Source organism: Streptomyces sp. NPDC001920 (assembly GCF_053594495.1).
In genome coordinates, this window is record NZ_JBSFEP010000016.1 from 116217 (window position 1) to 141594 (window position 25378).

Annotated in this window: 22 protein-coding genes and 2 pseudogenes; 16 read left to right on the forward strand and 8 right to left on the reverse strand. The window is 72.4% G+C overall.

Translation table 11 applies throughout. The features are described 5' to 3' along the window. Positions 1-123: 123 nt before the first annotated feature. From ACWCPI_RS26890 to ACWCPI_RS26900, 3 genes and pseudogenes are all read left to right on the forward strand, one after another. Positions 124-561, forward strand: a pseudogene (locus tag ACWCPI_RS26890) (hypothetical protein); the annotation flags it as partial. Next, positions 558-1418, forward strand: coding sequence for a MurR/RpiR family transcriptional regulator (locus tag ACWCPI_RS26895; RefSeq protein ID WP_451040549.1), 861 nt, complete (start codon positions 558-560; stop codon positions 1416-1418). The pseudogene ACWCPI_RS26890 and the gene ACWCPI_RS26895, both read left to right, overlap by 4 nt. 79 nt (positions 1419-1497) lie before the next feature. Beyond that, positions 1498-2091: a hypothetical protein gene (locus ACWCPI_RS26900; protein ID WP_451040550.1), complete on the forward strand. Its 594-nt coding sequence runs from the start codon at positions 1498-1500 to the stop codon at positions 2089-2091. Between the two features lie 24 nt (positions 2092-2115). Here ACWCPI_RS26900 and ACWCPI_RS26905 read toward each other — a convergent pair whose 3' ends face one another. From ACWCPI_RS26905 to ACWCPI_RS26925, 5 genes are all read right to left on the reverse strand, one after another. Beyond that, positions 2116-2490 carry a hypothetical protein gene (locus tag ACWCPI_RS26905; RefSeq protein WP_451040551.1) on the reverse strand — a complete coding sequence of 125 codons (375 nt, stop codon included), beginning with the start codon at positions 2488-2490 and terminating at the stop codon, positions 2116-2118. Between the two features lie 14 nt (positions 2491-2504). Beyond that, the gene (locus ACWCPI_RS26910) at positions 2505-3023 is read right to left on the reverse strand and encodes a roadblock/LC7 domain-containing protein (RefSeq protein WP_451040552.1); all 519 of its coding nucleotides are present in this window, start codon (positions 3021-3023) and stop codon (positions 2505-2507) included. Positions 3024-3102: 79 nt separating this feature from the next. Continuing rightward, entirely contained in the window at positions 3103-3897 is a 795-nt protein-coding gene (locus ACWCPI_RS26915; protein WP_451040553.1) for a transcriptional regulator, read from the reverse strand. After that, positions 3894-4286, reverse strand: a complete 393-nt coding sequence (locus ACWCPI_RS26920; RefSeq protein ID WP_451040554.1) for a hypothetical protein — start codon at positions 4284-4286, stop codon at positions 3894-3896. Before ACWCPI_RS26920 ends, ACWCPI_RS26915 begins: the two co-directional genes overlap by 4 nt. A 181-nt stretch (positions 4287-4467) precedes the next feature. Continuing rightward, entirely contained in the window at positions 4468-5862 is a 1395-nt protein-coding gene (locus tag ACWCPI_RS26925) for a diaminopimelate decarboxylase (RefSeq protein WP_451040605.1), read from the reverse strand. Positions 5863-6029: 167 nt separating this feature from the next. On the opposite strand from ACWCPI_RS26925, the gene hutU reads away from it, so the two are divergent. From hutU to hutI, 4 genes are read left to right on the forward strand one after another with little or no spacing between them, the layout of a single operon-like run. Further along, positions 6030-7748, forward strand: a complete 1719-nt coding sequence (gene hutU / locus ACWCPI_RS26930; RefSeq protein WP_451040555.1) for a urocanate hydratase — start codon at positions 6030-6032, stop codon at positions 7746-7748. Between the two features lie 50 nt (positions 7749-7798). Continuing rightward, on the forward strand, positions 7799-9001 hold the full coding sequence (locus ACWCPI_RS26935; protein WP_451040606.1) for an allantoate amidohydrolase: 1203 nt from the start codon (positions 7799-7801) through the stop codon (positions 8999-9001). Beyond that, positions 8992-10344: a formimidoylglutamate deiminase gene (locus ACWCPI_RS26940; RefSeq protein ID WP_451040607.1), complete on the forward strand. Its 1353-nt coding sequence runs from the start codon at positions 8992-8994 to the stop codon at positions 10342-10344. The genes ACWCPI_RS26935 and ACWCPI_RS26940 overlap by 10 nt, the downstream gene beginning before the upstream one ends. Beyond that, complete coding sequence (hutI, locus tag ACWCPI_RS26945) at positions 10341-11630, forward strand: imidazolonepropionase (protein ID WP_451040556.1); 1290 nt, start codon at positions 10341-10343, stop codon at positions 11628-11630. Before ACWCPI_RS26940 ends, hutI begins: the two co-directional genes overlap by 4 nt. A gap of 21 nt (positions 11631-11651) precedes the next feature. Here the strand turns inward: hutI and ACWCPI_RS26950 are convergent, their stop codons facing one another. Next, positions 11652-13214, reverse strand: a complete 1563-nt coding sequence (locus ACWCPI_RS26950) for a ricin-type beta-trefoil lectin domain protein (RefSeq protein WP_451040557.1) — start codon at positions 13212-13214, stop codon at positions 11652-11654. A 318-nt stretch (positions 13215-13532) separates the two neighbouring features. Continuing rightward, positions 13533-14474: an RNA polymerase sigma factor SigF gene (locus tag ACWCPI_RS26955; RefSeq protein WP_451040558.1), complete on the reverse strand. Its 942-nt coding sequence runs from the start codon at positions 14472-14474 to the stop codon at positions 13533-13535. 239 nt (positions 14475-14713) lie between these two features. On the opposite strand from ACWCPI_RS26955, the gene ACWCPI_RS26960 reads away from it, so the two are divergent. The 7 genes and pseudogenes from ACWCPI_RS26960 to ACWCPI_RS26990 all read left to right on the forward strand — a co-directional run bounded on the left by ACWCPI_RS26960 (position 14714) and on the right by ACWCPI_RS26990 (position 21213). Continuing rightward, positions 14714-15100, forward strand: a complete 387-nt coding sequence (locus tag ACWCPI_RS26960; protein ID WP_451040559.1) for an STAS domain-containing protein — start codon at positions 14714-14716, stop codon at positions 15098-15100. A 236-nt stretch (positions 15101-15336) separates the two neighbouring features. Then, positions 15337-15849 (forward strand): ATP-binding protein, encoded by a 513-nt coding sequence (locus tag ACWCPI_RS26965; protein ID WP_451040560.1) that lies wholly within the window; start codon positions 15337-15339, stop codon positions 15847-15849. Between the two features lie 352 nt (positions 15850-16201). Beyond that, the gene (gene serS / locus ACWCPI_RS26970; RefSeq protein WP_451040561.1) at positions 16202-17491 is read left to right on the forward strand and encodes a serine--tRNA ligase; all 1290 of its coding nucleotides are present in this window, start codon (positions 16202-16204) and stop codon (positions 17489-17491) included. A 134-nt stretch (positions 17492-17625) separates the two neighbouring features. Beyond that, positions 17626-18312 (forward strand): LPXTG cell wall anchor domain-containing protein, encoded by a 687-nt coding sequence (locus ACWCPI_RS26975; protein WP_451040562.1) that lies wholly within the window; start codon positions 17626-17628, stop codon positions 18310-18312. 28 nt (positions 18313-18340) lie between these two features. Then, complete coding sequence (locus ACWCPI_RS26980; RefSeq protein WP_451040563.1) at positions 18341-18703, forward strand: hypothetical protein; 363 nt, start codon at positions 18341-18343, stop codon at positions 18701-18703. A 41-nt stretch (positions 18704-18744) separates the two neighbouring features. After that, positions 18745-19866: a hypothetical protein gene (locus ACWCPI_RS26985; RefSeq protein WP_451040564.1), complete on the forward strand. Its 1122-nt coding sequence runs from the start codon at positions 18745-18747 to the stop codon at positions 19864-19866. A 62-nt stretch (positions 19867-19928) separates the two neighbouring features. Beyond that, positions 19929-21213, forward strand: a pseudogene (locus ACWCPI_RS26990) (hypothetical protein). 154 nt (positions 21214-21367) lie between these two features. Here ACWCPI_RS26990 and ACWCPI_RS26995 read toward each other — a convergent pair. Continuing rightward, positions 21368-22879: a peptide MFS transporter gene (locus tag ACWCPI_RS26995; protein ID WP_451040565.1), complete on the reverse strand. Its 1512-nt coding sequence runs from the start codon at positions 22877-22879 to the stop codon at positions 21368-21370. A 486-nt stretch (positions 22880-23365) separates the two neighbouring features. On the opposite strand from ACWCPI_RS26995, the gene ACWCPI_RS27000 reads away from it, so the two are divergent. Beyond that, positions 23366-24043 (forward strand): response regulator transcription factor, encoded by a 678-nt coding sequence (locus ACWCPI_RS27000; protein WP_018566970.1) that lies wholly within the window; start codon positions 23366-23368, stop codon positions 24041-24043. A gap of 32 nt (positions 24044-24075) precedes the next feature. After that, positions 24076-25350 (forward strand): ATP-binding protein, encoded by a 1275-nt coding sequence (locus ACWCPI_RS27005; RefSeq protein ID WP_451040566.1) that lies wholly within the window; start codon positions 24076-24078, stop codon positions 25348-25350. Positions 25351-25378: the final 28 nt, after the last annotated feature.

The following is a 25378-nucleotide window of genomic DNA, read 5'->3' on the forward strand; positions in this document are numbered from 1 at the left end:
GCTCGGTACCTGGACGCGCCCGACTCCCTGCGTACCGGCCCGTCGCCCTCGACGGCGCGGCGCTCGGTGTCACCGACGCCGTGCGCCCCGCCGACGGCACCGCACGGCCCGTTCCCGCGGCCGACGCAGGTGACCCGGCTGCCGACGTCCCGTCCGTCCACCCCGACCGAGCCCGCCTCCACCCTGGAGTACGCCGCCGACGCCGCCCTCGGCGACCTGCGGGCCTTCTCCGCCCCCGCCCCGCTCGGACACGCTGTACTCTCCCGGGGCGTGGCGGAACGGGCCGGGCCCGCCTCACTCGCCGCGCTGCGGACACCGCGCGTCTGCCGCGCGTACCGTCCTGCCGTGGGCCGCGAACTCGTCCGCGCCGTACGGGCCCTGCGGCAGCGCGACCTCGGATCCGGCCCGGAGCCGGAGCCGGAGCCGGGGGCGGGGCGGGCGCTTGCGCCGGCCCGGTCGGTGCTCGACGACGATTCGGCCGACCGGCCGCTCACCGGCGATGTGGCGGCGGCAGCACTGCTGGACCGGTTCACGGACATCTGGAGGGGAAGCGCGGCATGAGCGCGGACAGGAACACCACCGGGACGGACAGCCCCGCCGCGCGGCTGCAGGCGCTCTTCGAGGGGCACCGGCTGACGCCGACCCAGCGCCGTATCGCGCACAGCATGGTGCGGCGGGCCGCCGACGTGCCGTTCCTGTCCAGCGTGGAACTGGCCGAGCTGGCCGGGGTCAGCCAGCCGTCCGTGACCCGCTTCGCCGTCGCCCTCGGCTTCGACGGCTACCCGGCGCTGCGCCGGCACCTGCGCGAGGTGGCGCCCGTCGAGCAGCCCGCGGACGCCGGCTCGTACAACGAGTACCAGCAGGCCGTGGAGGCCGAGATCGAGAACCTGCGGCATCTGGCCGAGGTGCTCGCCGACCCGCGGCCCGTGCAGAAGGCGGGGCGGCTGCTCGCAGCCTCGCGTCCGCTCCCCGTCCTCGGCCTGCGCGCCGCGGCCTCCCAGGCGTACGGCTTCGCCTACTTCGCCGCCAAGGTCCACCCGGACGTACGGCTGCTGCACGAGGGCGGCACCATGATCCATGACCGGGTCGACGCGGCCGTCCGGGCCGGTGCGACGGCCCTGTTGTGCTTCGCGCTGCCCCGGCATCCGCGCGAGGTCGTGGACACGCTGGCGTACGCCAAGGAAGCCGGTCTGACGGTGGTGACGGTGGCCGACTCCGCCTTCGCGCCGGTCGCCAAGGTCTCCGACCTGCTGCTGCCGGCGGCCGTCGGCACGGGCCTCGCCTTCGACACCGCCTGTGCGCCGATGCTGCTGGGCCGGGTCCTGCTGGAGGCGATGTGCGACGACCTGCCGGACGCACAGGCCCGGCTGGAGGAGTTCGACGCGCGGGCGGCGGCACGGGGGCTGTTCGTCGAGTGATTTCTTAAGACTCGTCTCACGTTCCCTCACTAATCTGCCCGTCCGACAGAACTGTGCCAGGACGACGAGGAGGCGGAACGTGGCACGCGGAGATCGCAGAGCTCAGGGTCTGACTCGGGTGGCGGTCGTCGTACGGTCCGGGGCGGCGCCGCTGTGGTGGTTCGGGGTGTTCGCGGCGGGCGTCGGGATGCTGGTGCCGGGGCTGACGGGGCGCCGGATCGGCGTGACGGCCGGGGCCGCGCTGTTCATCGTCGCGCTGGCGGTCGCGGCGTACGCACGTCGCGGGCGCTACAACGACCTGATCCGCACCGCCGCCCGCGCCGGCAAGCACGATGTGCTCCAGGACCGCGCGGTGACCGCGCGCAACTGGCGCCGGGGGCACCGCTGGTGGCTGGTCCTTGCGTTCCTCGCCGCGCTGGGCAGCGCGTTCGCCGTACCGGCGGCGGGCGGGATGCTGCTGGCGGGGTGCGGGGCGGGGCTGTGGCTCAAGGCCGCGTGGCTCGGCCGGCGCGAGCGGGACGAGAACGCCCTGCTGTGGGTGCGGGTGGACTGGCTCGACCGGCGCGGCGGCAGGCCGGCCGGCAAGGCGGTCAAGGCGTACCGCAGCACGGGGATCGCCGCGGGCGACGCGGCCCCCGGCGGGGCCCGCCGCCGCACCGCGGCGCTGGTGTAGGTCGGGCTTCGCGGCTGACGCGCGTCAGACCTCCAGCTCCTCCTCGATCTTCCGCAACTGGTGCCTGGCCATGGCCAGGTTGGAGCGCTTCGCGTCGAGCACCAGGTACAGGAAGAGGCCGTTGCCCCCGCGTCCGGTGATCAACCGGATCAGGTGGTACTGGTCGCTGAGGGTGATCAGGATGTCCTCGATACCGCCCTTGAGGCCGAGGTGCTCCATCGTGCGCATCTTGGCGCGCACGACGTCGGTGTTCCCGGCGGCGGCGACGTTCAGGTCGAAGGTCTTGCCGCCGCCCAGCGTGCCGAGCGCCATCCCGCTGGTGTAGTCGACCAGAGCTGCTCCGGTCGCGCCCTCGATCGAGGCGAGGCATTCCTTCAGCGTGGTCTCGGTGTTGGCCATGATGGTGTGTCCTTTCAACTCTCCGTAGTGGTACGCGCGTTGCCGGAACTTCCGGCGTTGGTGGCAGTGGTGCGTGAGGCGCGCGCGGTCCTCGGGCGGGTGGTCAGGGGTCTGGCGGGCTCCTCGGCGACGTCCTTGGCGGGGCTGCGCCGCAGGGGCACCGCCTCGGCGTCGACGAGCTCGCCGATGCGGGCGCCGGCGCGGCGGCCCTCCAGATGGAGCCGGCCGACGTTGACGTTGTCCTGCGCGAGCAGCGTCAGGACGGCGGTGCGGCCCGCGGCGTACGTCGCCACGTAGCCGCCCGCCCCGCGCACGAGCAGTTCGCGGAAGTCGCCCCGGCCGGTCGCGTCCGTCACCCGCACCGCGACGCCGAGCGCGGCGGCGGTGAGGGCGGCGAGGCCGTCCGGCTCGACACCGGGGGTGTCGTGGGCGAGCACCAGGCCGTCCACGCCGGCGGCGAGCGCGCCGGTCAACTGGGGCACGCGGGATCTGAGTCGACGGAACTCGTCGAGTATCGGTGGCTCGGCCGCCATCAGGCGTCTCCTCTCGGCGCCGGACCGCTGCGACGGGCGCGGCAGCCCGGTGTCCTCGCGGTCCTCGAAGGGTTTGCGGTCAAAGGGCCTCCAGCGCATCCCTGACCCTCTTCAGCAGCGCGATGTAGGGATCGGCGGCGTCGGGTGGTGGTGGGTCGTCCTCGTCGGGCGGGGCCTGTGGGGAGACGAGCCCCGCCGCGGCCAGCCGCCGGATGTGCACCAGCGTGTGGAACGCCGGCCTGCCCAGCTCCCGTGCGATGTCCGTGGCCCGCCGTACGCCGTTCACCCGGGCCAGTACGGCGGCCTGCCGGGGCGGCACCGCGGGCGCCGCGAGCGGGTCGGCGCGGATCAGGGGTGCGGCGTCGGTCGCCGGGTCGGGCCAGATGCGGCGCAGCAGGGCGCGGCGGCGCAGCGTCTCCCGCTCCAGGCCGGCCACCGGCACGGGGTGCACGGCGGCCAGCCAGTGCGCGGTGCCGTAGCGGAACCGGCCGGGCGTGCTGCTGGGGGCGAGCGCGAAGTACGCGGCGTCGTACAGGGCACTCGCCTGGGCCAGCTCCAGCGCGCCCGGGGTGACGCCGTGGCCCAGGAGCCGGGATCCGTCGGCGCTGTCCTCGGCGGCCCGCCAGGTCCCGGCGTCCAGGGTGCCGTGGGCCGTGAGCACCACGTCGAGGCCGGGAGCGAGGGGGCTCTCGGCGTGCACCACCCTGCCCTCGGCCAGGTGGAGTGTGCCGTGCTCGCGGACCAGGACGCCGGTGGCACGCTCGTCGGCGAGCCGGGTCAGCATCGGGGACAGGATGCCCCGGACCCGCTCATGGGCTCCGGCGCTGTCCCGGACCGGCAGCGGAGGCGGCGGGGTGGTGTCGACGAGGGTCATGCCAGCACCAGCCGTTCGGCCATCTCGCCCAGCCGGATACGGGCCAGTGCGAGGTTGCCGTCCGAGCGGGCCAGCCACAGGTACAGCACCACGCTGCTGTCGAAGGTGGTCGGTACGAACCGCAGCACGTGGTAGCTGTCCCGGTTGCTGAGGATCACGTCCTCGACGGGCGGATCCGCTTCGCCCGCGTCGTCGGCGGGCCCGAACGCGTGCTGCTCGGCCGCCAGCCGTGCCAGTTCCGCCGCCTCCGCCGCCGCCACCTCGTGGTCGCCGCCGGGAGGGTCGCCCACCGTGCCGAGGGCCAGCCCGCTCGTCCAGTCGACCAGCGCGGCGCCCCTGGCACCGGGCAACCGCATCGTCTCCAGCAAGCACTCGTCGATTCCGGGCACCGTCGCTCCCCTCCCGCCTGGGGTCCGGCTGAGTGACCGCCAAACTACGCAACGTGTGTGCGGCGAGTGAGCGTTCGGGCATTTTCCAGTGGAACATGCGCGAAGTGGCTAGGGTGGGTCAACTGACCTCGTTTTCAAACGGGTTGATCACCCCTGTCCTGCCGGTGTTTCTCGGTGTGCGTCAACGGCGCTTCGGCGCGGGCAGGGTGGTGAGCGAGGTGGCGTGCGCCGCACCGGATTCGGCCACGATCTCGTCGAGGGACTGCGGCTCGCGCACGGTGGCGAAGGCGACTCCCCCGGAGCCGTCCGGGGCGAAGCCGTAAATGCCGGGCCGCGCAAGGGAGTTGTAGGCGTAGTGATGCGCGAAGTAGTACGCCCCCGTGTCCAGCGCCGCCACGTGGTCGCCCTGCTCCAGCAGCGGCAGCGCGCACCCCTCGGCCAGCAGGTCGCCCGAGAAGCACGCCGGACCGGCCACGTCCTGCACCACGGCCGGGCCCTCCTTCGGGCGCCCCTTGCCGTCGTACGCCCCGATCCGCAGCGGCCAGCTCTCCGGCGCGTACACCGTCCGTGTCGCCACCTGCACACCCGCGTGGGTGACCGCCACCGGGCGTCCTCCCGCGCTCTTGGCGTACTCGACCCGCGCCACCACCGTCCCGTGCTTGGCGAGCAGTGAGCGGCCGAATTCGGTCACCAGCCCGTACCGGCCGTCGAACAGCCCTGGCACGGTCTCGCGCAGCAGTCGCGCGTACTGCGCGTAGGTCGGCGTCGTGGCGTCCGAGGCGAAGTTCACCGGCAGTCCGCCGCCGATGTCGAGCGTGTCGATCTGCCGCCGGCCGATGCGCCGGTTGATCTCCTCCGCGAGCGCGTACGCCTGCGCGACCCCCTGGGCCATGAGCGACAGCGGGATGCCCTGCGACCCGGTGTGCGCATGCAGCCGGGTCAGCCACGGACGGTCCTGACAAGCCCGTACGACCCACTCCCGCGCCCCCTCGTCGCGCAGCGCCACACCGAACTTCGAGGTCGCCGTCGCCGTGGACGTCGCCTCGATGGAACCGCCTCCGATCTGCGGGTTCACCCGGATCCCGAGGGGGGAGCGGCTGGTCGCCGACCTCATCAGGCCGTCGATGCGGTCCAGCTCCTGGGGGTTGTCCGCGTTGACCGCGATGCCCAGCGCCAGCGCCTCACGCAGTTCCGCCGGTGTCTTGGCGGGGGAGTCCAGCACCGTCATCTCCGGGCGCACCCCCGCCGCGCGCGCCAGCGCCAGCTCGCCCGGGCTGGCCACCTCCGCGCCGACGCCCTCCTCGCGCAGCAGCCGCAGCACCGGTACCAGGGGAGTGGCCTTCACCGCGAAGGCGTGCAGCACGGGAGTGCCCGGCGCCACCACCGCGTCGAACGCAGCCCGCAGCGCCGCCGCCGACTCCCGGATGCCGGTGACGTCGAGCAGGCCGACGATGGGGGAGCCGGGCCCGAGCAGCCCCTGCTCCACGACGGCCCGCACCGCCTCGTCCCGCCGTGCCACCCGTTCGGCGTCACCTGTCGGCATCTCGGCCCCGCTGTCCACCGTGCCCCCCGCCATGTGGTTCACCCGCCCCGTCCCGTCGTCGTCCGAGCCCATGCATCCAGCCAAACATCCCCGGCAGGGAGACGCTGGCGCCCGGACGTATTGACTAGTTCTATTCAGGTCGACAGGATGTGAATACCCATTTCAACAGTCCGCAGTCACAGTCCGCTGGGAGGCAGACCATGTCAGGACCCCGCCCGCCCGTCTCCCACCACCACCCTCAAACGAGGCCCTACGGGCCACCCCAGGGTGGAGTCCGGGCGCCGCGCGGTACGGAACTGAGCGCCCTGGGATGGCAGCAGGAAGCCGCCCTGCGGATGCTCCAGAACAACCTCGACCCCGAGGTCGCCGAGCACCCCGACAAACTCGTCGTCTACGGCGGCACCGGAAAGGCCGCCCGCGACTGGCGGTCCTTCGACGCGATGGTCCGGACGCTGAAGACCCTCAAGCAGGACGAGACGATGCTCGTCCAGTCGGGTCGCCCCGTCGGCGTCATGCAGACCCACGAGTGGGCTCCGCGCGTCCTCATCGCCAACTCCAACCTCGTCGGCGACTGGGCCAACTGGGAGGAGTTCCGCCGCCTGGAGCAGCTCGGGCTGACCATGTACGGCCAGATGACCGCCGGCTCCTGGATCTACATCGGCACCCAGGGCATCCTCCAGGGCACCTACGAGACCTTCGCCGCCGTCGCCGCCAAGAAGTTCGGCGGCACGCTGGCCGGGACGATCACCCTCACCGCCGGCCTCGGCGGCATGGGCGGCGCCCAGCCGCTCGCCGTGACCATGAACGACGGCGTCGCCCTCTGCATCGACTGCGACCCGCGCGCCATCGAGCGCCGTATCGAGCACCGCTACCTGGACGTGCAGGCCGAGTCGCTCGACCACGCCCTCCAGCTGGCCACCGAGGCCCGCGACGCCCGCCGCCCGCTGTCCGTCGGCGTCCTCGGCAACGCCGCCGAGCTGGTCCCGCAGCTCCTCGCCATGGGCGCGCCCATCGACATCGTCACCGACCAGACCTCGGCCCACGACCCGCTGTCGTACCTGCCGCTGGGCGTGGAGTTCGACGAGATGGCGTCCTACGCCGCGAAGGACCCGGCGGGCTTCACGACCCGGGCCCGGGAGTCGATGGCACGGCACGTCGAGGCCATGGTCGGCTTCATGGACGCCGGTGCCGAGGTCTTCGACTACGGCAACTCGATCCGCGGCGAGGCCCGACTCGCCGGATACGACCGGGCCTTCGCCTTCCCCGGGTTCGTCCCGGCCTACATCCGCCCCCTGTTCTGCGAGGGCAAGGGCCCCTTCCGCTGGGCGGCCCTGTCGGGCGACCCGGCCGACATCGCCAGGACCGACAAGGCGATCCTCGACCTCTTCCCGGAGAACGAGTCCCTCGCCCGCTGGATCAGGATGGCGGGGGAGCGGGTGCACTTCCAGGGGCTGCCCGCGCGCATCTGCTGGCTCGGCTACGGCGAGCGGGACAAGGCCGGAGAGCGGTTCAACGACATGGTGGCGAGCGGGGAACTCACCGCCCCGCTGGCGATCGGGCGGGACCATCTCGACTGCGGTTCCGTCGCCTCGCCCTACCGCGAGACCGAGGCCATGCTCGACGGTTCCGACGCGATCGCCGACTGGCCGCTGCTGAACGCCATGGTGAACGTGGCGTCGGGCGCCTCCTGGGTGTCCATCCACCATGGCGGCGGCGTGGGGATGGGACGGTCCATCCACGCCGGACAGGTGACGGTGGCCGACGGCACGAAGCTGGGCGGGGAGAAGATCCGCCGGGTGCTGACCAACGACCCCGGCATGGGTGTCATCCGGCACGTGGACGCGGGCTACGACATCGCGGAGTCGGTCGCCGACGAGCGCGAGGTGCGTGTGCCGATGCGCGAGGGTGACGACGCGTGACGCAGCACGACAGTGGCCCACCGCACGGGGGCGGCAGCTCGTTCCACGCCATGTGGCGCGAGCTCCTCCCCGTCGGCCGGGACCCCGACTCCCGCGGCTACCGGCGCTTCGCCTGGACCGGCGCCGACTCCGAATGCCGGGCCTGGTTCCAGGACCAGGCCGAGGCACGCGGACTCACCTACGAGGTGGACCGGAACGGCAACCAGTGGGCCTGGCTCGGTGACCCCGCAGCCGGGGACGCCGTCGTCACCGGCTCACACCTCGACTCCGTGCCCGACGGCGGTGCCTTCGACGGGCCCCTCGGCGTCGTCTCCTCCTTCGCGGCGCTCGACGAACTACGGGGCAGGGGAGCGGAGTTCGCCAAGCCCCTCGCCATCGTCAACTTCGGCGACGAGGAGGGGGCCCGCTTCGGACTCGCCTGCGTCGGGTCCCGGCTCACCGCCGGGCAGCTCACCGTGGCGGACGCCCACGAGCTGACCGACGGGGACGGGATCAGCCTGCCCCGGGCCATGGAGGCCGCCGGATACGACCCCGACGCCATCGGCGCCGACCCGGAGCGCCTCGCCCGCATCGGTGCCTTCGTCGAGCTGCACGTCGAGCAGGGCCGCGCCCTGGACCTGTCCGGCGACCGGGTCGGCATCGCCAGCGCCATCTGGCCGCACGGCCGGTGGCGGTTCGACTTCCGGGGCGAGGCCAACCACGCCGGGACGACCCGGCTCGTGGACCGGCGCGACCCGATGCTGTCGTACGCCGAGACCGTGCTCGCCGCCCGCCGTGAGGCCGAACTCGCCGGTGCCGTGGCCACCTTCGGCAAGATCGCCGTCGAGCCGAACGGCGTCAACGCCGTCCCGTCCCTCGTCCGCGGCTGGCTGGACTCCCGTGCCGAGGACCAGACCGCCCTCGACCGCGTGGTCGGCGGCATCGAGAAGGCCGCCCGGGAGTACGCCGCGGCCCACGGCATCGACCTCGACGTCGTCCGGGAGTCCTTCACCCCCGTCGTCGAGTTCGACCACGCCCTGCGCGACGAACTGGGACGCATCCTGGGCAAGCACACCGGCATCACCGTGCCCGTCCTGGGTACGGGTGCCGGACACGACGCCGGAATCCTCTCCGGGAGCGTCCCGACCGCCATGCTGTTCGTACGCAACCCCACGGGCGTCTCGCACTCCCCGGCCGAGTTCGCCGCCGAGGACGACTGCGTGGCCGGAGTGCTCGCCCTCGCCGACGTACTGGAAGGACTGGCCTGCCGGTGACCACAGCAGCCACACGGACGTACTGGCTGGAGCACGCCTGGCTCGACACCCACGTCGAGCCGGGCGTGGCCCTCGACGTCCAGGACGGCCGCGTCACCGCCGTCCGGACCGACGTGCCGGCCCCGCCCCCCGGCGCGGAGATCCTCCGCGGGCTGACGCTCCCCGGCCTGGCGAACGCCCACAGCCACGCCTTCCACCGCGCCCTGCGCGGCACCGTCCAGGTCGGCTCCGGAACCTTCTGGACCTGGCGCGAGGTCATGTACTCCGTCGCCGACCGGCTGACCCCGGAGACCTACCACGCCCTCGCCCGCGCCGTGTACGCCGAGATGGCACTCGCCGGCGTCACCGCCGTCGGCGAGTTCCACTACGTCCACCACGCGCCGGGCGGCACCCCGTACGCGGACCCCAACGCCATGGGCGAGGCCCTCGTCGCGGCCGCCGCCGAAGCCGGCATCCGCATCACCCTCCTCGACACCGCCTACCTCTCCTCCGGCTTCGGACAGCCGCCCACCGCCCACCAACTCCGTTTCTCCGACGGCACGGCGGACGCCTGGGCCGAACGCTGTTCAGTTCTCAAGGAACGGGATCACGCACGGATCGGGGCGGCCATCCACTCCGTACGGGCCGTGCCCGCCGACCAGTTGGCGACCGTGGCCCGCTGGGCCGAGGAGCGGCGGGCCCCGCTCCATGTGCACCTGTCCGAGCAGACCGCCGAGAACGACGCCTGCCGGGAGGTCCACGGCTGCACCCCGACCCAGCTGCTGGCCCTGCACGGCGTGCTCGGCCCGCGCACCACCGGCGTCCACAACACCCACCTCACCGCCGAGGACATCTCCCTCATCGGCGGCAGCGGCACCGGCACCTGCATGTGTCCGACGACCGAGCGTGACCTCGCCGACGGCATCGGACCCGCCGCCGCCCTGCAGAACGAGGGCTCCCCGCTCTCCCTCGGCTCCGACAGCCACGCCGTCATCGACCTGCTCGAAGAGGCGCGGGCAATGGAGCTGAACGAGCGCCTGCGCACCCGCACCCGGGGTCACTGGACGGCGGCGGCCCTGCTGCGGGCCGCCTCGGCCGACGGCCACGCGGCGCTCGGCTGGGACGGGGCCGGCGCCCTGGAGGCCGGAGCGCTCGCCGACTTCACGACGATCGCGCTCGACTCGGTCAGGACGGCAGGGCCGCTTCCGCGGCTCGGGGCCGAGACGGCCGTATTCGCCGCGTCGGCAGCAGACGTGTCGCATACGGTCGTGGGAGGTCGGCACGTCGTCCGGGACGGAGTGCACGCCCTCGTACCGGATGTGCCGCGAGCCCTCGCGGACGCCGTCGCAGCCCTGCGCGGATGACTCCGGGCCGCTCCGCCGCGTGGGCGGCCCCCGAACCCGACCCCACCGCCGACCAGGCAACCAAGGACGCCATGAGCAACGCGACGACCGTCAGCCCCGCCCACTCCGCGAGCACCGCAAGCACGCTCATCACCAACATCGCCGCCCTGGTCACCAACGACCCCTCCCTCGGTGACAATTCCCCCCTCGGACTGATCCAGGACGCGGCCGTCGTCATCGAAGGCGACCGCGTCGCGTGGACCGGTGATCAAAGCAAAGCACCCGCCACTGACAATCGGGTCGACGCCGGTGGCCGGGCGGTCCTCCCCGGCTTCGTGGACTCGCACTCCCACCTCGTCTTCGCGGGCGACCGGACGCAGGAGTTCAACGCCCGGATGTCGGGGCGGCCGTACAGTGCGGGCGGCATCCGCACGACCGTCGCCGCCACCCGGGCCGCGAGCGACGAGGAACTCGACGCGAACCTCACCCGCTATCTCGCCGAAGCCCTGCGCCAGGGCACCACCACCTTCGAGACCAAGTCCGGCTACGGCCTGACCGTCGAGGACGAGGCCCGTGCGCTGCGCATCGCCGCCGCCCACACCGACGAGGTCACCTACCTCGGCGCCCACATCGTGTCACCGGACTTCGCGCAGGACCCGGCGGCGTACGTCTCCCTGGTCACCGGCGAGATGCTCGACGCCTGCGCCCCGTACGCCCGTTGGATCGACGTCTTCTGCGAGAAGGGCGCCTTCGACGGCGACCAGGCCCGCGCGATCCTCACTGCGGGCAAGGCCAGGGGCCTGCACCCGCGCGTCCACGCCAACCAGCTCTCCTACGGCCCGGGCGTCCAGCTCGCCGTCGAGCTCGACGCCGCCTCCGCCGACCACTGCACCCACCTGACGGACGACGACGTCGACGCGCTCGCCAACAGCGACACCGTCGCCACCCTGCTCCCCGGCGCCGAGTTCTCCACCCGCGCCGAGTGGCCGGACGCCCGGCGCCTCCTCGACGCGGGCGTCACCGTCGCCCTCTCCACGGACTGCAACCCGGGCTCGTCCTTCACCTCGTCCGTGCCCTTCTGCGTAGCGCTCGCGGTACGCGACATGGGGATGACCCCCGACGAGGCGGTCTGGTCGGCCACGGCGGGCGGCGCCGCCGCCCTGCGCCGCGAGGATGTCGGCCGCCTCACCCCGGGCGCCCGCGCCGACCTGCTGCTCCTCGACGCCCCGAGCCATGTGCACCTGGCCTACCGGCCGGGCGTGCCGCTGGTCAGCGGGGTGTGGCGACGGGGACTGCGGGTCGCCTGACCGGGCGCAGGGCCGCCTGGATCAGGCAGCCCCCGCCCGCCACCGCTGGTTCTCCCGTCCCGTCTCCCGCACCAGGGACAGCGAGCCGTCCTCGTCCGGCGTGACCGCGTGGTCCGGGGCGATGCCGGGGCGGATCACCCCGCGCGCGTCCACGGCGAACCTGAGGTTCTGGCCGTTGCGTCCGTACACCGAGGCGCACTCCCAGATGCCCAGGCCCCGCTCCAGGGAGCCGCGGCTGTCCAGGCAGTAGTCGGGGTAGGCGTAGGACTGCAGCACGCCGTGTGCGGCGTCGACCCGCCAGCGCTGGTCGCGCGCGGACGTGCAGGTGGCCGTGACGACGTCCGTGCCGTTCCACGGGCCGCCGTCGACGTCCAGGCACCGCCCCGAGGCGATGTTCACGACCTGGGCGAAGGTGCCGTTCGGCGGGAGGGCGGACGGAGAGGGCGACGGCTTCGGCCGGGGGGTCCTCGTGGGCGCCGGACGCTTCGTGGGCGACGGCGACCGGGACGTCCGCGACGGTGACGGCGAGGCCGACGACGGCGACGGCGTCGCCGACACCGTGGTCGTGACCGTCACCGCGACCGTCGGCAGGCTCACCGCCGTCCCGACCGACCCGACCGGCTCCTGGGCCGGCGGCGAACCGTCCTGCGTGGCCAGGAGGATCACCAGCGGCAGCAGCGCCGCCCCGAGCGCCGCGGACACCAGCACCACCCGGCGACGCTCCCACGGCAGGCCCGACAGTGGCCAACTCCGCGCGGCGGCGGGCCGGACGGCCGCGCGTTCGGCGGCGACCTGTGTCGCGTACGTCCGCCCGCCCCACGGCAACAGACCCTCCACGAGCGCCCCGCACGGCGCGTCCCGCAGGGCCGAGAGCTCCTCGTACGCCGTCGTGCAGTGCGGGCAACGCGTCATGTGGGCGCGCAGGTCGGTGCTGCCACGGGGGCCGTCCGGCCGTACCGACTCCTCGATGAGACGTCCGAAGTCACGGCAGTCCGGGTCGTCGGAGCCCGCGAGACGGGTGCGCAGACAGGCCCGGGACAACTGCTGGAGGGCCGGCCTGATCCCGTACGCGACGTCCTCGCGGGTGAGGCCGAGGAGCCCGGCCGTCCGTTCCACCGGCTCCCGCTCCACGACGCCGTACCAGAGCAGACCCTGCGCACGGGCCGGCAGGGCCTGGAAGGCCGTGAGCATGGGCGGGAGTGGGCCGGAGGGGCCGGCGGTGTTCAGCACGAGCAGCAGGCTCGCGTCGAGGCCCGCGGCCCGCTCGTCCATGGCCCACGTCCCGGCCACCCGGGCGGTCAGCAGCAGCAGCCGGTGCCGCCAGGGCAGGCCCGGGTCGTCGCCGCGCGCCGTCTGACGGGCCGCGAGCGTGAACGCCTGGGCCGCCAACTGCCGGGCCATGGACTCGTTGGGGGTGCACAGGCGGGCGTAGGTGAGGACGGAGGCGTGGTGGCGGGTGCGCAGCTCCTGCAGGGCCGTGTACGCGGTGGCCGTATCGGTGCGCAGCAGCTCGGTCAGCCGCGCGTCGGACGCGCCCGCGTACACCCCGGGATCATGGTCCCTGCCGTCGTCGGCCCGAGCCATCCGCTTGCCTCCTTGCAGCCTTGCCGCCCGCTACGGCAACTGACTTACCGGCGGGTATGACGGCTCATAGTGAAGGAAGGGAGGCTCCGGGGAAAGGGTTTCTGTGGGTAACTCGTGGGGTGGATGTGATCTGCAGCACGCGTACAGTGCTCGAAATCCCGAACAACCATGTCCGAGGTGCCGAACAACCTGGGGCCCGGATGCCGAACGACGTGCCCGATGTCCACAACGCGCTGTGCCCGGTATCCGGCCGACGGATTCGGCGGGGTACCGGGCACAGCGCAGGTCGCCGGAGGGGAGCCCCCTCCGCCACCGGGGTCATTCCTCGACCGTCAGCCCCTTCCGGAGCCGGATCAGGGTGCGCGACAGCAGCCGCGACACATGCATCTGGGAGATACCGAGTTCGTCGCCGATCTCCGACTGGGTCATGCCCGCGACGAACCTCAGGGAGAGGATCTTGCGGTCTCTGGGCTGCAGTTCGGCGATGAGCGGCTTCAACGACTCGACGTACTCGATGCCTTCGATGCCGTGGTCCTCGTAGCCGATGCGGTCGGCCAGCGCGCCCTCGGCGTCGTCCTCCTCGGGCTGGGCGTCCAGCGACGAGGCGGTGTACGCGTTCGACGCGGCCATGCCCTCGACGACCTCGTCGTTGGTCAGGCCGAGGCGCTCGGCCAGCTCCGCCACCGTGGGGGCGCGGTCCAGCTTCTGGGCCAACTCGTCGCCGGCCTTGGCCAGGTCGAGCCGGAGTTCCTGCAGCCGGCGCGGTACCCGCACCGACCACGACGTGTCGCGGAAGAAACGCTTGATCTCGCCGACGATGGTCGGCATCGCGAAGGTCGGGAACTCCACGCCGCGGCTGAGCTCGAAGCGGTCGATCGCCTTGATCAGGCCGATCGTGCCGACCTGGATGATGTCCTCCATCGGCTCGCTGCGCGAGCGGAAGCGGGAGGCGGCGAACTTGACCAGGGCGAGGTTGAGTTCGACGAGCGTGTTGCGTACGTACGAGTACTCGTGGGTGCCTTCCTCCAGCGACTCCAGCCGCTCGAAGAGGGTCTTGGACAGGGCTCGCGCGTCAACCGGCCCCACCTCGTCGTACGGGGGGATGTCCGGAAGCCCGACGAGAGCGTCGTCCTGACCGAAACCGTGTTCGGGATGTACGTCGCTGTTCTGCTCGATGGGATCCAGATGTTCCGGTCGGGATGCCGACGTCGCGCTCTGGGTATGCGATGCGTCGAGCCGGGGTGACATGATGTCCTCCATCGTTCTCGGCATATGGCTGCCGAAGCCTGTGCGTGCACTGCGGTGTGCGGCGCCTCCAAAGCCGGCCGAGTCGGTTACGTGTCTCTACTAGCCCTACCCGCTTTCGTGAGCCCACCGCAAGTGCGCTCTGTTCCGAAATGTCCGTTTCTGGGTGGATGTTCGGGTGTTGGAGGGCGTAGGGAAGGCGTAGTGTTCGGGAGCGTCAGTCAGCAGCCACGACGTCGGGAGTGAGACACGGCATGGACCGCGGGACGGTCGGCAGCGCACAGTCTGGCCGACTTCTGGTCGAGGTGCGGGAAGAGGGCTCCAGTGCCGTCGTGACCCCGGCGGGTGAGTTGGACCACCACACCGCCGATTTGTTGCGTGAGCCGATCGAGGACTGCCTCGCCAAGGGCTTCAGTCGACTGGTCGTCGACTGCTCGCGGCTTGAGTTCTGTGACTCCACAGGGCTGAACGTGCTGCTCGGGGCGCGTTTGAAGGCGGAGGCCGCCGGTGGCGGGGTGCACCTCGCGGGCATGTTGCCCGCCGTTGCGCGTGTGTTCGAGATCACGGGGGCCGAAGCGGTCTTCACGGTCCACGACTCGCTCGACGCGGCCCTGGGTGACGGGGCCGACGGCTCGGATTGACCCCTCCCGCCCGACGCTGCGTCGCCGTCACATCTTTCGTGGCGAATACGGGGGTGTTCCCTCGGCGTGGTCGGGCAGGAGACATCCTGAACATGTCGACTGTGAAGTCGGCCACCGGGGGCGGGGGACTGTGACCGACGTATCAGGCAAGGACCGTGTACGGACGTACTGACTCTGCGTACTGATCTCTGAATCGTGTGAACGTTGAACTGGTGAATCGGTGAGGTGAAGCGCTGATGAGCACCACCCGGCCTTTCTCGCCGGGCGATCGCGGCCCTGAGCCCGGCGGCGCTTCCGGGGCGTCCGAGGGGACCGCGTCGTCCGCCGAGCCGTCGGTGGGGCCTCAGGTCCGTCGGCTGGACTTCGAGGGCCAGAGCGGGGTCGTGCCGCTCGCCCGTGACTTCGCCCGCCAAGCGCTGTACGCGTGGGGCTGGCTGCCCGCCGCGAGCGCCGACCAGCGGGCCGCCGCCGAGGACGTACTGCTCGTCGTCTCCGAGTTGGTCACCAACGCCTGCCTGCACGCCGAAGGCCCCGACGCGCTGCTGATCGCCTGCGACAACAAGGTGATCCGTGTCGAGGTCTCCGACAAGGGCACGGGCCAGCCCGCACCGCGCACCCCGCACCGCGCGGGCCGGCCCGGTGGCCACGGCATGTTCATCGTGCAGCGACTGTGCCTGGACTGGGGGGTCGTAAGGGCCCCGGGCGCCGCCGGCAAGACGGTGTGGGCGGAGCTGGGCGCGCCGGCCTAGGGTCACCCGTCCAGCCCTGCGGAAAATTCGTTTCCGCACCGCTGAGGTGCTGCTTTACCCTTCCGGTAACGCGCTGACGGAGACAAGTACCCCGGGTCCGCGAGCAGAGAGAGCCGCCGTTCGCTGTGAAGGCGGCCTCGCGCACCGGGGGAATCCACTCCCGAGTGCGGGGAGGAAATGCCCCGCCGGCCGGCCCCCGTCATCGGGCCCGAACGAGTCCGTCGTAGGGCCACACGGGTGGTGTACGGCGGTGAAGGCGTGGTGGCACCGCGAGCACCCTCTCGCCCACGCCCCGAGGGGCCACCCCGGGGCGGACCGCGCCGCTCCGGACGACCGGACGGAGCGGAGCGCCATGCTCGACGTCACCCTCATCCGACAGCACCCCGACCAGGTCCGCGAAGGTCTGCGCAAACGCGCCGTGGACGCCGACATCCCGGGCTTCCTGGCCCTCGACGCCGAGTTCCGCGAGGCCCGTGCGGGCGTGGAGCGGCTGCGCGGCGAGCGACGGCGGATCTCGGCCGAGATCGCCGCACGACGCCGTACGGACGCCCCCGTGGACGAACCGCGGGCCGCGGCCAAGGCCCTGGGCGACCGGCTCGCCGAGGCCGAGGCGGACCTCACCCGCCTGGCCGCCCGCCATCAGGAGTTCCTGGACGCCCTGCCCAACCTCCCGGACGACGACGTCGTGGCGGGCGGCAAGGAGAACAACGAGGTCGTGCGGAGTGTGGGCACCCCGCCCGCCTTCGGGTTCCCGGCCCGGGACCACGTCCGGCTCGCCCAGGACCTCGGCCTCGTCGACTACGAGCGGGGCACGGGCCTCGCCGGCAGCGGCCACTGGATCTACCGCGGTGAGGGCGCCGCCCTGGAGTGGGCGCTGCTCAACCACTTCCTGGACGCCCATCGCCGGGCGGGCTACGAGTTCGTGCTGCCGCCGCATGTCCTCACCTACGAAGCCGGTTACACGGCGGGCCAGTTCCCGAAGTTCGCCGGGGACGTCTTCGTCGTGGAGGAGGGCGAGGGCGGCCGGCCCGAGCGGTTCCTGCTGCCCACCGCCGAGACGGCTCTGGTCAACCTCCATCGCGGCGAGACGCTCGACGAACGGGAACTGCCGCGCCGGTACGTCGCCTACACCCCCTGCTACCGCAGGGAGGGCGGCAGCCACCGCACGGCGGAGCGTGGGACGCTGCGGGGCCACCAGTTCAACAAGGTCGAGCTGTTCCAGTTCGCGCGGCCGCAGGACTCGGACGCCGCGCATCGCGAACTGCTCACGCGGGCGGAGGAGTTGGTGGCGCAACTCGGCCTGCACCACCGGGTCACCAAGCTGGCCGCCGGGGACACCAGCCCGGCCCAGGCCAAGACCTACGACGTGGAGGTCTGGCTGCCCAGCCTGGGTGCATACACCGAGGTCAGCTCGGTGTCGAACGCCCGCACCTACCAGGCCCGGCGCGGCGGCATCCGGTACCGCCCGGCCGGCGGAGGCAAGGCGGCGTACGTTCACACCCTCAACGCCTCGGGTCTCGCCACCAGCCGCCTGCTGCCCGCGATCCTGGAACAGCACCAGCGGGCCGACGGCACCGTGGCCGTGCCCGAGGTGCTGCGGCGGTGGGGGCTGCCCGAGGTGCTGCGCCCGGCCCGCCCCTGAGCCCCCGGGGTCACGCCCTCCACTCGGTGCACGCCGGATCGCCACAACTCCGGCGTGCACCGTGTCTTCCTTCCTCAAGGCCCCGGGCGTACCTTGACGGCCCGATCTGATATGCCGTCAGAAATGAGGGGACCGTGTCGAAGCAGAAGCGAACCGCCGCGCTCGCGACCGCCGCGGCCCTGGCCGGCTCGGCGGTGCTGATGGCCGCCCCCGCGGCCCGGGCCGACGTCGTCGAGGTCGACTACGCCTGCAAGACGCCGATCGGCGACAAGAGCGCCGTCTCGCCCATCGACATCAAGGGCGTCAAGAGCGGCAGCGGCTACAAGATCACCATGTCGTGGCAGAAGGGCGTCTCCTCCAGCCCGGTCGAACTGGGCAAGGGTGCGATGAACCCGAGCGCCACCATCGAGCTGGGCGGCGCGGACAGCGGCACCCTGACGGTCAGCGGCCCGGCAAACCAGCAAGCCGTTCCTGCCGACACCCCCATCAAGATCAGCGACCTGACGGGCACCTACACCCCGAAGAAGTCCGGCGAGGTCACCTTCACGGCGGGTGTGCTCACCATCAAGGCTCTCGGTACGACGACCACGTGCTCGCCCACCAACAGCCCCGGGCCGGCGCTGACCCTCGACGTCACGGCGGCGTCCGGGGGCGGCACGGGCGGTACGGGGCAGAGCGGCTCCGGCTCCGGCGCCGAGCTCCCGCAGACCGGTCCCGAGGACTCGGCGATCGCCCTGGGCACCCTCGGCGGCACCGTGCTGCTCGCGGGTGCGGCGGGCGCGCTGTGGCTGAGCCGGAGGGGACGTACGGCGCACCGCTGACCGTTTCGCACGACCCGCTGGAGCCGCCGTGACGTCAGCCGCCCGTGTCCCGTGCCTGTCCCCGCTGCTCGTGCTCACGGCCGTCCCGGAGGCGAGCGCCGACGGGGGCTGGTCCGTCACGCCCTCCGGCGGCGGCCGGCCCGCCTTCCACGCCGAGGGCGAGCCCGGGGCGGTCCTCCGGGACACGGTGTCCGTGACGAACCGGGGTGACGAGGCGGTCACCGTACGGCTGCGCGGCACAGGGGTCACGGTTGCCCTCGCCCTGACCTCGGTGCGTGTCCCGGCCCGCACCCGCGCCGAGGTCCCGTTCACGGTGACCGCCCCGCCGGCGGGGTCCGTGCCCGGAGGGACGCGGGGTGCGTGGAGAGGGGTGTCGGGGGCCGCCGGGTGAGTGGTGGCGGCGGGCGCCTTCCTGGCCGTACGCCGTCGTGGATGTCGTACGGCATACGAGTCGACGGGAGCGGGCACGTGAACGGCAGGGCGCGGATCTCGGCACTGGTGGCGGTAGTGGCGCTCCTCCTGTCACCGACGACGGCTGTGACCGCGTCGGCGGCCGACGGCCCGCCCGTCGTGAAACTCTCCAGGCCCCAGGCGGGTACGGGCGGTTCGGTCACGGTGAGCGGCAGCGGTTGGCGCCCGCGCGCCCTGCTGATGATCCTGATCTGCGGTCAGTCCGTGCCGTCGACGGGTGTGCGAGGGGGCACCAACTCCTGCGCCAACGCGGACGGCAGGGCCGTGACCACGGACGCCGAGGGACGCTTCAGCAGGAAGCTGCCGGTGGCCGAGCCGCCCGTGCCGTGCCCGTGCGTGGTGCATGTCGCGACGGTGACCGGGGCCGGGGCCGAGGCCGACGCCGTCTTCCAGGTGGCCGGTCACACCGTCGAGCCACTGCCGACGGAGCCGGACGGGGGACGGCTGTCGGTCCTCAGCGACTCCCGGCTGGACGGCTCCGACGGCCTGCTCACCCGGTTCGGCGCACCGCCGGCGCGCACCCTCGTCCTCACCGTGGGCAACGTCGGCACTTCCGACGTCCGCGACCCGGTCTTCCACGTCGGCACCTCCCACGGCGTGTTCGCCCCGCAGTGGGAGGAGCAGCAGTGGCGCGGCACGATCCGGCCGGGAGAGAAGGCCCGGGTCGAACTGCCGGTGGAACTCGCCGCCGGGGCGCACGGCGACTACACCGTCTCGCTGAAGTACGGCGGCAAGGTGATGGCCGAACAGCCCTGGGTCGTGGGCCGGCCCTGGGGTGTGACGCTGTTCTGGATCCTGGCCTGCCTGGTCGTACCGGCCGCGCTCTTCCGGCTCGGGATGGCGTTCGTGGACCGCGTACGGCCGCGGCAGAAGGCCCGCCGCCGGGGGCCGCGTCTGCCCGAAGCCGCCCTGCGGCTGCCGGGGTTGCGGCCCCGCGAACGGGCGCGGCACTCGATGCGTTCGTCCTCGGCCCTGCCGTGGTTCACCCCGGACGACGACCCGGGCACGGCCGGTCGGCTCTCCGCACCGCACGACGACGGCCCGACGAGTCCTACGACTCCGACCAGGAAGGGACCCCCGTGAGCAAGCGAAGGAGAGCCTCACCGGCGCGCCCGCGAAGAGCGGGTGCGGCGGGCGCCGCCCTGATGCTCGGCGGCGCGGGCGTCCTGCTGGGCGTGGCCGCCGCGCCCGCGCAGGCGGCCGAGGTGTCGTACGCGACCGAGTGCGTCCCGCCCGCCATCTCGGGACTGCCGCCGGTCCAGGGCACCACGAAGGTGGAGGTCACCGCGCCCGCGGAGGCGAAGGTCGGCGACGAGGTGGAGATCGTCTGGAAGTTCGTCCAGGCGGCGTCCAAGAACCCCGACATCCTCGACCTGGGCGAGAACACCGTCCGGCCGACGGGGGTTCTGAAGGCGGCCGGTGCGCAGACGGGCGACATCGCCCTGCAGGGGCCGCGGCAGAACCCGCCCATCCCCAAGGGCGGCGACATGAAGCTGTCCGACATGAAGGGCCGGCTGAAGCTGACGGCACCGGGCGAGGTGACACTGACGCCGGACGGGTACGACATCAACGTCGACAAGCCGATCTCCACGGACACCAGGTGTGCGCCGAAGGAGGCGGTGCAGCCTGCTGCGACCATCAAGGTGACGAGCGGGGGCGGGAGTTCGGGCGGCACGACGGGAGGGCAGCCGACCGTCGGTCCGACGGAACCGACGGGCGACCCGACCGGACCGGCCGAGCCGACGCCCGGTGAGAGCGAGACGGGCGGGGACGCCGGCGGCACGAGCACGGCAGGCGGGGGCGGCGGCCGGACCGACTTCACGGGCAAGGAGGTGAAGGTCCCCTACGCGTGCAAGACGCCCATCGGCGACAAGAACGCCACCTCGCCGGTCCGGATCGACGCCACGAAGAACGGCGGGAGCTTCGACCTCACCGTCCGGTTCGGGAAGTCGGTGATGGACAGCCCCGCGGAGATCCCCGAGGGCTCGGTGAGGCCGTCGATGGAGGTCGTCCTCGGCGGCGCGGACAAAGGCACGGTCCATGTCGAGGGCCCGGCCAACGCCGAGCCGATCAAGGCGGGTGCCCCGATCGAGATCCCCGATCTCAAGGGCGCCTACCGGCCCGGCGCGAGCGGCGAGTCGACCCTCTCCCCGGGCGTCCTGACGGTGCGTGCCCTCGGTACGACGACCACCCTGCACACCGGTCGGGTCGGAGGTCTCCCTGACCCTCGACACGACGGAACAGGCGGGCGGGGCGTCCGGTGGCGGTTCGGCGGGAGGTTCCGCCGGCGGCTCGTCGGCGGACGGCGGCCTGGCGGCGACGGGGGCCGAGGACCACGGCTCGCTGAAGGCACTCGGCCTGGTGGCGGGTACGGCACTGCTGCTGGGCGGGGCGGTGTTCACGTTCATGCCGGGCAGGAAGGCCGGGTGACCCGCTCAGCGGCCCCGTCACGCAAGGCGACGGGGCCGCTGGAGATCCCGTTGGATCCCAGCGGCCCCGTCGGCTCGGGCAGTGCGCGCCCGGGCCGTGCCCGCACGGTCCCGCCTGCCCCGCCGGGCGGACGACGGGACCGCGTGGAGCCGGCCTAGCGCACGTCGCCCATGAGTGCGCGGATCTTGCGGCCGGCCACCATGAAGGCCAGGCCGGCGGCGACGGCGATGACGGCCCACATCGAGTAGTAGAGCGCGTCGCCCAGCGGCGCGTTGAGCTTGGTGGTCCAGCCGTTGAGGGCGTTGCCCGTCGCGGTGGCCAGGAACCACAGGCCCATGATCTGGCCCACGAACTGCTTCGGCGCCAGCTTCGTCGACAGGGACAGGCCGACCGGCGACAGGCACATCTCGCCGAGGGTCTGCACCAGGTAGACGCTCAGCAGCCAGAAGACCGTGACCTTGCCGGTGTCGCTGTTCGCGGCGGCGGCGCCGGCCAGGCCCATGATGCCGAACGAGCCACCGATGAGGAGCATCGCCAGGGCGAACTTCATGGGCGTGCTGGGCTCACGGTTGCGCTGGGCCAGCTTCACCCACACCGCGGCGAAGACCGGGGCGAGCACGATGACCATCGCCGGGTTCACCGACTGGTACCAGGACGCCGGGAACTCCCAGCCGCCGATCATGCGGTCGGTCTTGCCGTCGGCGAAGATCGTCAGCAGCGAACCGGACTGGTCGTAGATCATCCAGAACAGCACGGCGGTGGCGAAGAACCAGGCGAAGGCCTGGATCTTCGGCTTGTCCTCCGCGGCCAGGGCGGGGTTCCGGTACATCGTCACGAAGTACACGATCGGGACCACGATGCCGAGGATCGCGAGCACGTTGACGATGTGCTCGATGTCGTACGTGCCCAGCGCGATGTCCGCGACCAGCGCGGCGACGGCGATGCCACCCCACAGGCCGACCTTGCGCAGTGCGGCGCGCTTCTCCTCGGGGGAGGCCGGGGTGCCGGGCTCCTTGCCGATGTCGCCGAGGTGGCGGCCGCCGAGGACGTACTGGACGACGGCGAGCGTCATACCGACACCGGCGACACCGAAGCCGAGGTGCCAGTCGACGTTCTCGCCGAGGTAGCCGACGACCAGCGGGGCGGCCATGCCACCGATGTTGATCGCCATGTAGAAGAGGGTGAAGCCGGCGTCGCGGCGGGCGCTGGGCTGGCCCTCGTAGAGGCCGCCGACCATCGCGGAGATGTTCGGCTTCAGCAGACCGGTGCCGATCGCGATCAGGCCGAGACCGCAGAAGAAGGCGATGTCCGCCGGGATGGCCAGGGTGAAGTGACCGGCGGCGATGACGATGCCGCCGACGAGAACGGCCTTGCGGGCACCCCAGAGGCGGTCCGCGACCCAGCCGCCGGGCATGGCGGCCATGTACACGACCGCGTTGTAGACACCGTAGATCGAGGCGGCCAGGGCCTCGCGGCCCGCCAGGGGGCCGTCGAGGACGCCCGCGATCAGGTAGAGGACGAGGATGCCGCGCATTCCGTACCAGGAGAAGCGCTCCCACATCTCCGTCATGAAAAGCGTGGCCATACCGCGGGGGTGGCCGAAGAAGGTCTTCTCGGTGCCGGGGGTGCCCGGGGAGGCCGAGTCCTTCGTCAGGCTGGACGCCATGGTCGATCCTTGCTGGTCGGGACGCGTATCGACACAGAACGGTCACGCGCCCGGTGGGGGGCGGCCGGCACCGGCGGGTACGGCCGCCCGCCCCACGCCCGAAGGGGGTCCCACTCCGGGTCTCGAAGCGGAGGACGGCGACCGCCGGGATCCTCGCCCCCGCCTTCGGGGGCCCGGCCACAGGTCATTCCTTGTTCGGTCCGCACATGGAAGAGACCCCCGGCGTCAAGCCGAAGGTCCCCGCAGTGCTACAGGCGTGAGGTCACCATACGTCAGGACAGTGCCTGAAATGGAAGGACTTGAGACACGGATCACAGGTGTCAAGGGAACCACAGGCACCCTTTCCAAGGTCCTTTCCAGGATCGCACCTCTCAGACATGGTCTGTACCACAGGCGGGCGAAGGTAAGAGAGGCGTCAGAAGCGAGTAAGAATCCAGACCCGCGATCACACCCCGGCTCTTGTCCCGGGCGGACTACCATCAGCTCATGACCCGTGTACTGCTCGCCGAGGACGACGCGTCCATTTCGGAGCCACTGGCCCGCGCACTGCGCCGGGAAGGGTACGAGGTCGAGGTGCGGGAGGACGGCCCCACCGCGCTCGACGCAGGAATGCAGGGCGGCGTCGACCTGGTCGTGCTGGACCTGGGACTGCCCGGCATGGACGGGCTGGAGGTGGCCCGCCGTCTGCGCGCCGAGGGCCACACCGTGCCGATCCTCATCCTGACCGCGCGCGCCGACGAGGTGGACACCGTGGTCGGTCTGGACGCGGGCGCCGACGACTACGTCACCAAGCCGTTCCGGCTCGCCGAGCTGCTCGCCCGGGTGCGGGCCCTGCTGCGGCGCGGGGCGGCCGAGCCCCAGCAGCCGCCGGCCACGCACGGGGTGCGGATCGACGTCGAGTCGCACCGGGCGTGGATGGGGGACGAGGAACTCCAGCTCACGGCCAAGGAGTTCGACCTGCTGCGGGTGCTCGTGCGCGACGCGGGGCGGGTCGTCACCAGGGACCAGCTGATGCGCGAGGTGTGGGACACCACCTGGTGGTCGTCGACCAAGACGCTCGACATGCACATCTCCTGGTTGCGTAAGAAGTTGGGCGACGACGCGGCGAATCCCCGCTACATCGCCACCGTGCGGGGCGTGGGCTTCCGCTTCGAGAAGAGCTGAGCCGCAGGGCCGGCACGGACAAGTAGCAGGACATGCGTCGTCGACTGATCCAGTCCACGCTCGCCGTCGTTCTCGTCGTCATCGCCGTCTTCGGGGTGTCGCTCGTGATCGTCGAGACGCGGACCATCACCACCACCGCGCAGGAGCGCGTGGACACCGAAGCGGTACGGCTGGTCAGCATCGTGGACAGCCGGCTCCTCGGGGACGAGACCGTGAACGCCTCCGTGCTGCGGGAACAGATCCAGGGGGACCGCTACGCCGAGATCCGCATCCCCGGCCAGGCCGTCATCGCGGTGGGGGACAAACCCACCGGTGACGTCATCAGCGCCACCGAGAAGGGCGAGGAGGGCGAGACGGTCACCGTGCAGGAGCCGCGCTCCTCGGTGACGCGCGAGGTCGGCCGTACGTTGGTGATCATCGGGGCGGTGGCGCTGCTGGCGGTGATCGCGGCGGTCCTGCTGGCGGTGCGCCAGGCCAACCGCCTCGCCTCACCGCTGACCGACCTCGCGGAGACGGCGGAGCGCCTCGGCTCGGGAGACCCCCGCCCCCGTCACAAGCGGTACGGCGTGCCGGAGCTGGACCGGGTTGCGGACGTACTGGACGCCTCCGCCGAGCGCATCGGCCGCATGCTCACGGCGGAGCGCCGCCTCGCCGCGGACGCCTCCCACCAGCTGCGCACCCCGCTCACCGCACTGTCCATGCGCCTGGAGGAGATCACCCTCACCGACGACCCCGACACGGTGAAGGAGGAGGCGACGATCGCGCTGACGCAGGTGGAGCGCCTCACGGACGTGGTCGAACGCCTGCTGACCAACTCCCGCGACCCGCGCAACGGCTCCGCCGTCACCTTCGACCTGGACGAGGTGATCCAGCAGCAGCTCGCGGAGTGGCGCCCGGCGTACCGCAGCGCGGGGCGGGCGATCGTCAGCTCCGGCAAGCGCCACCTGGAGGCGGTCGGCACCCCGGGAGCGGTCGCGCAGGTTCTGGCGGCCCTGATCGAGAACTCCCTCATGCACGGCGGCGGAACGGTGGCGCTGCGCACGCGTGTCACCGGCAACCAGGCGGTCATCGAGGTCACGGACGAGGGGCCCGGCATCCCGGCGGACCTGGGCGCCCGCATTTTCGAGCGTGCCATCAGCGGCCGCAACTCCACGGGCATCGGCCTGGCGGTCGCCCGCGATCTCGCGGAGGCGGACGGCGGCCGCCTGGAGATGCTCCAGGCGAACCCCCCGGTCCTGGCCCTGTTCCTGTCCCGCACGCCGCCGCCGAAGAAGCCGGCGCAGGATTCGGGCCCGACGGTCAGGTGACGGTCGCCCTTCCGAGCGAGTGGCCGTG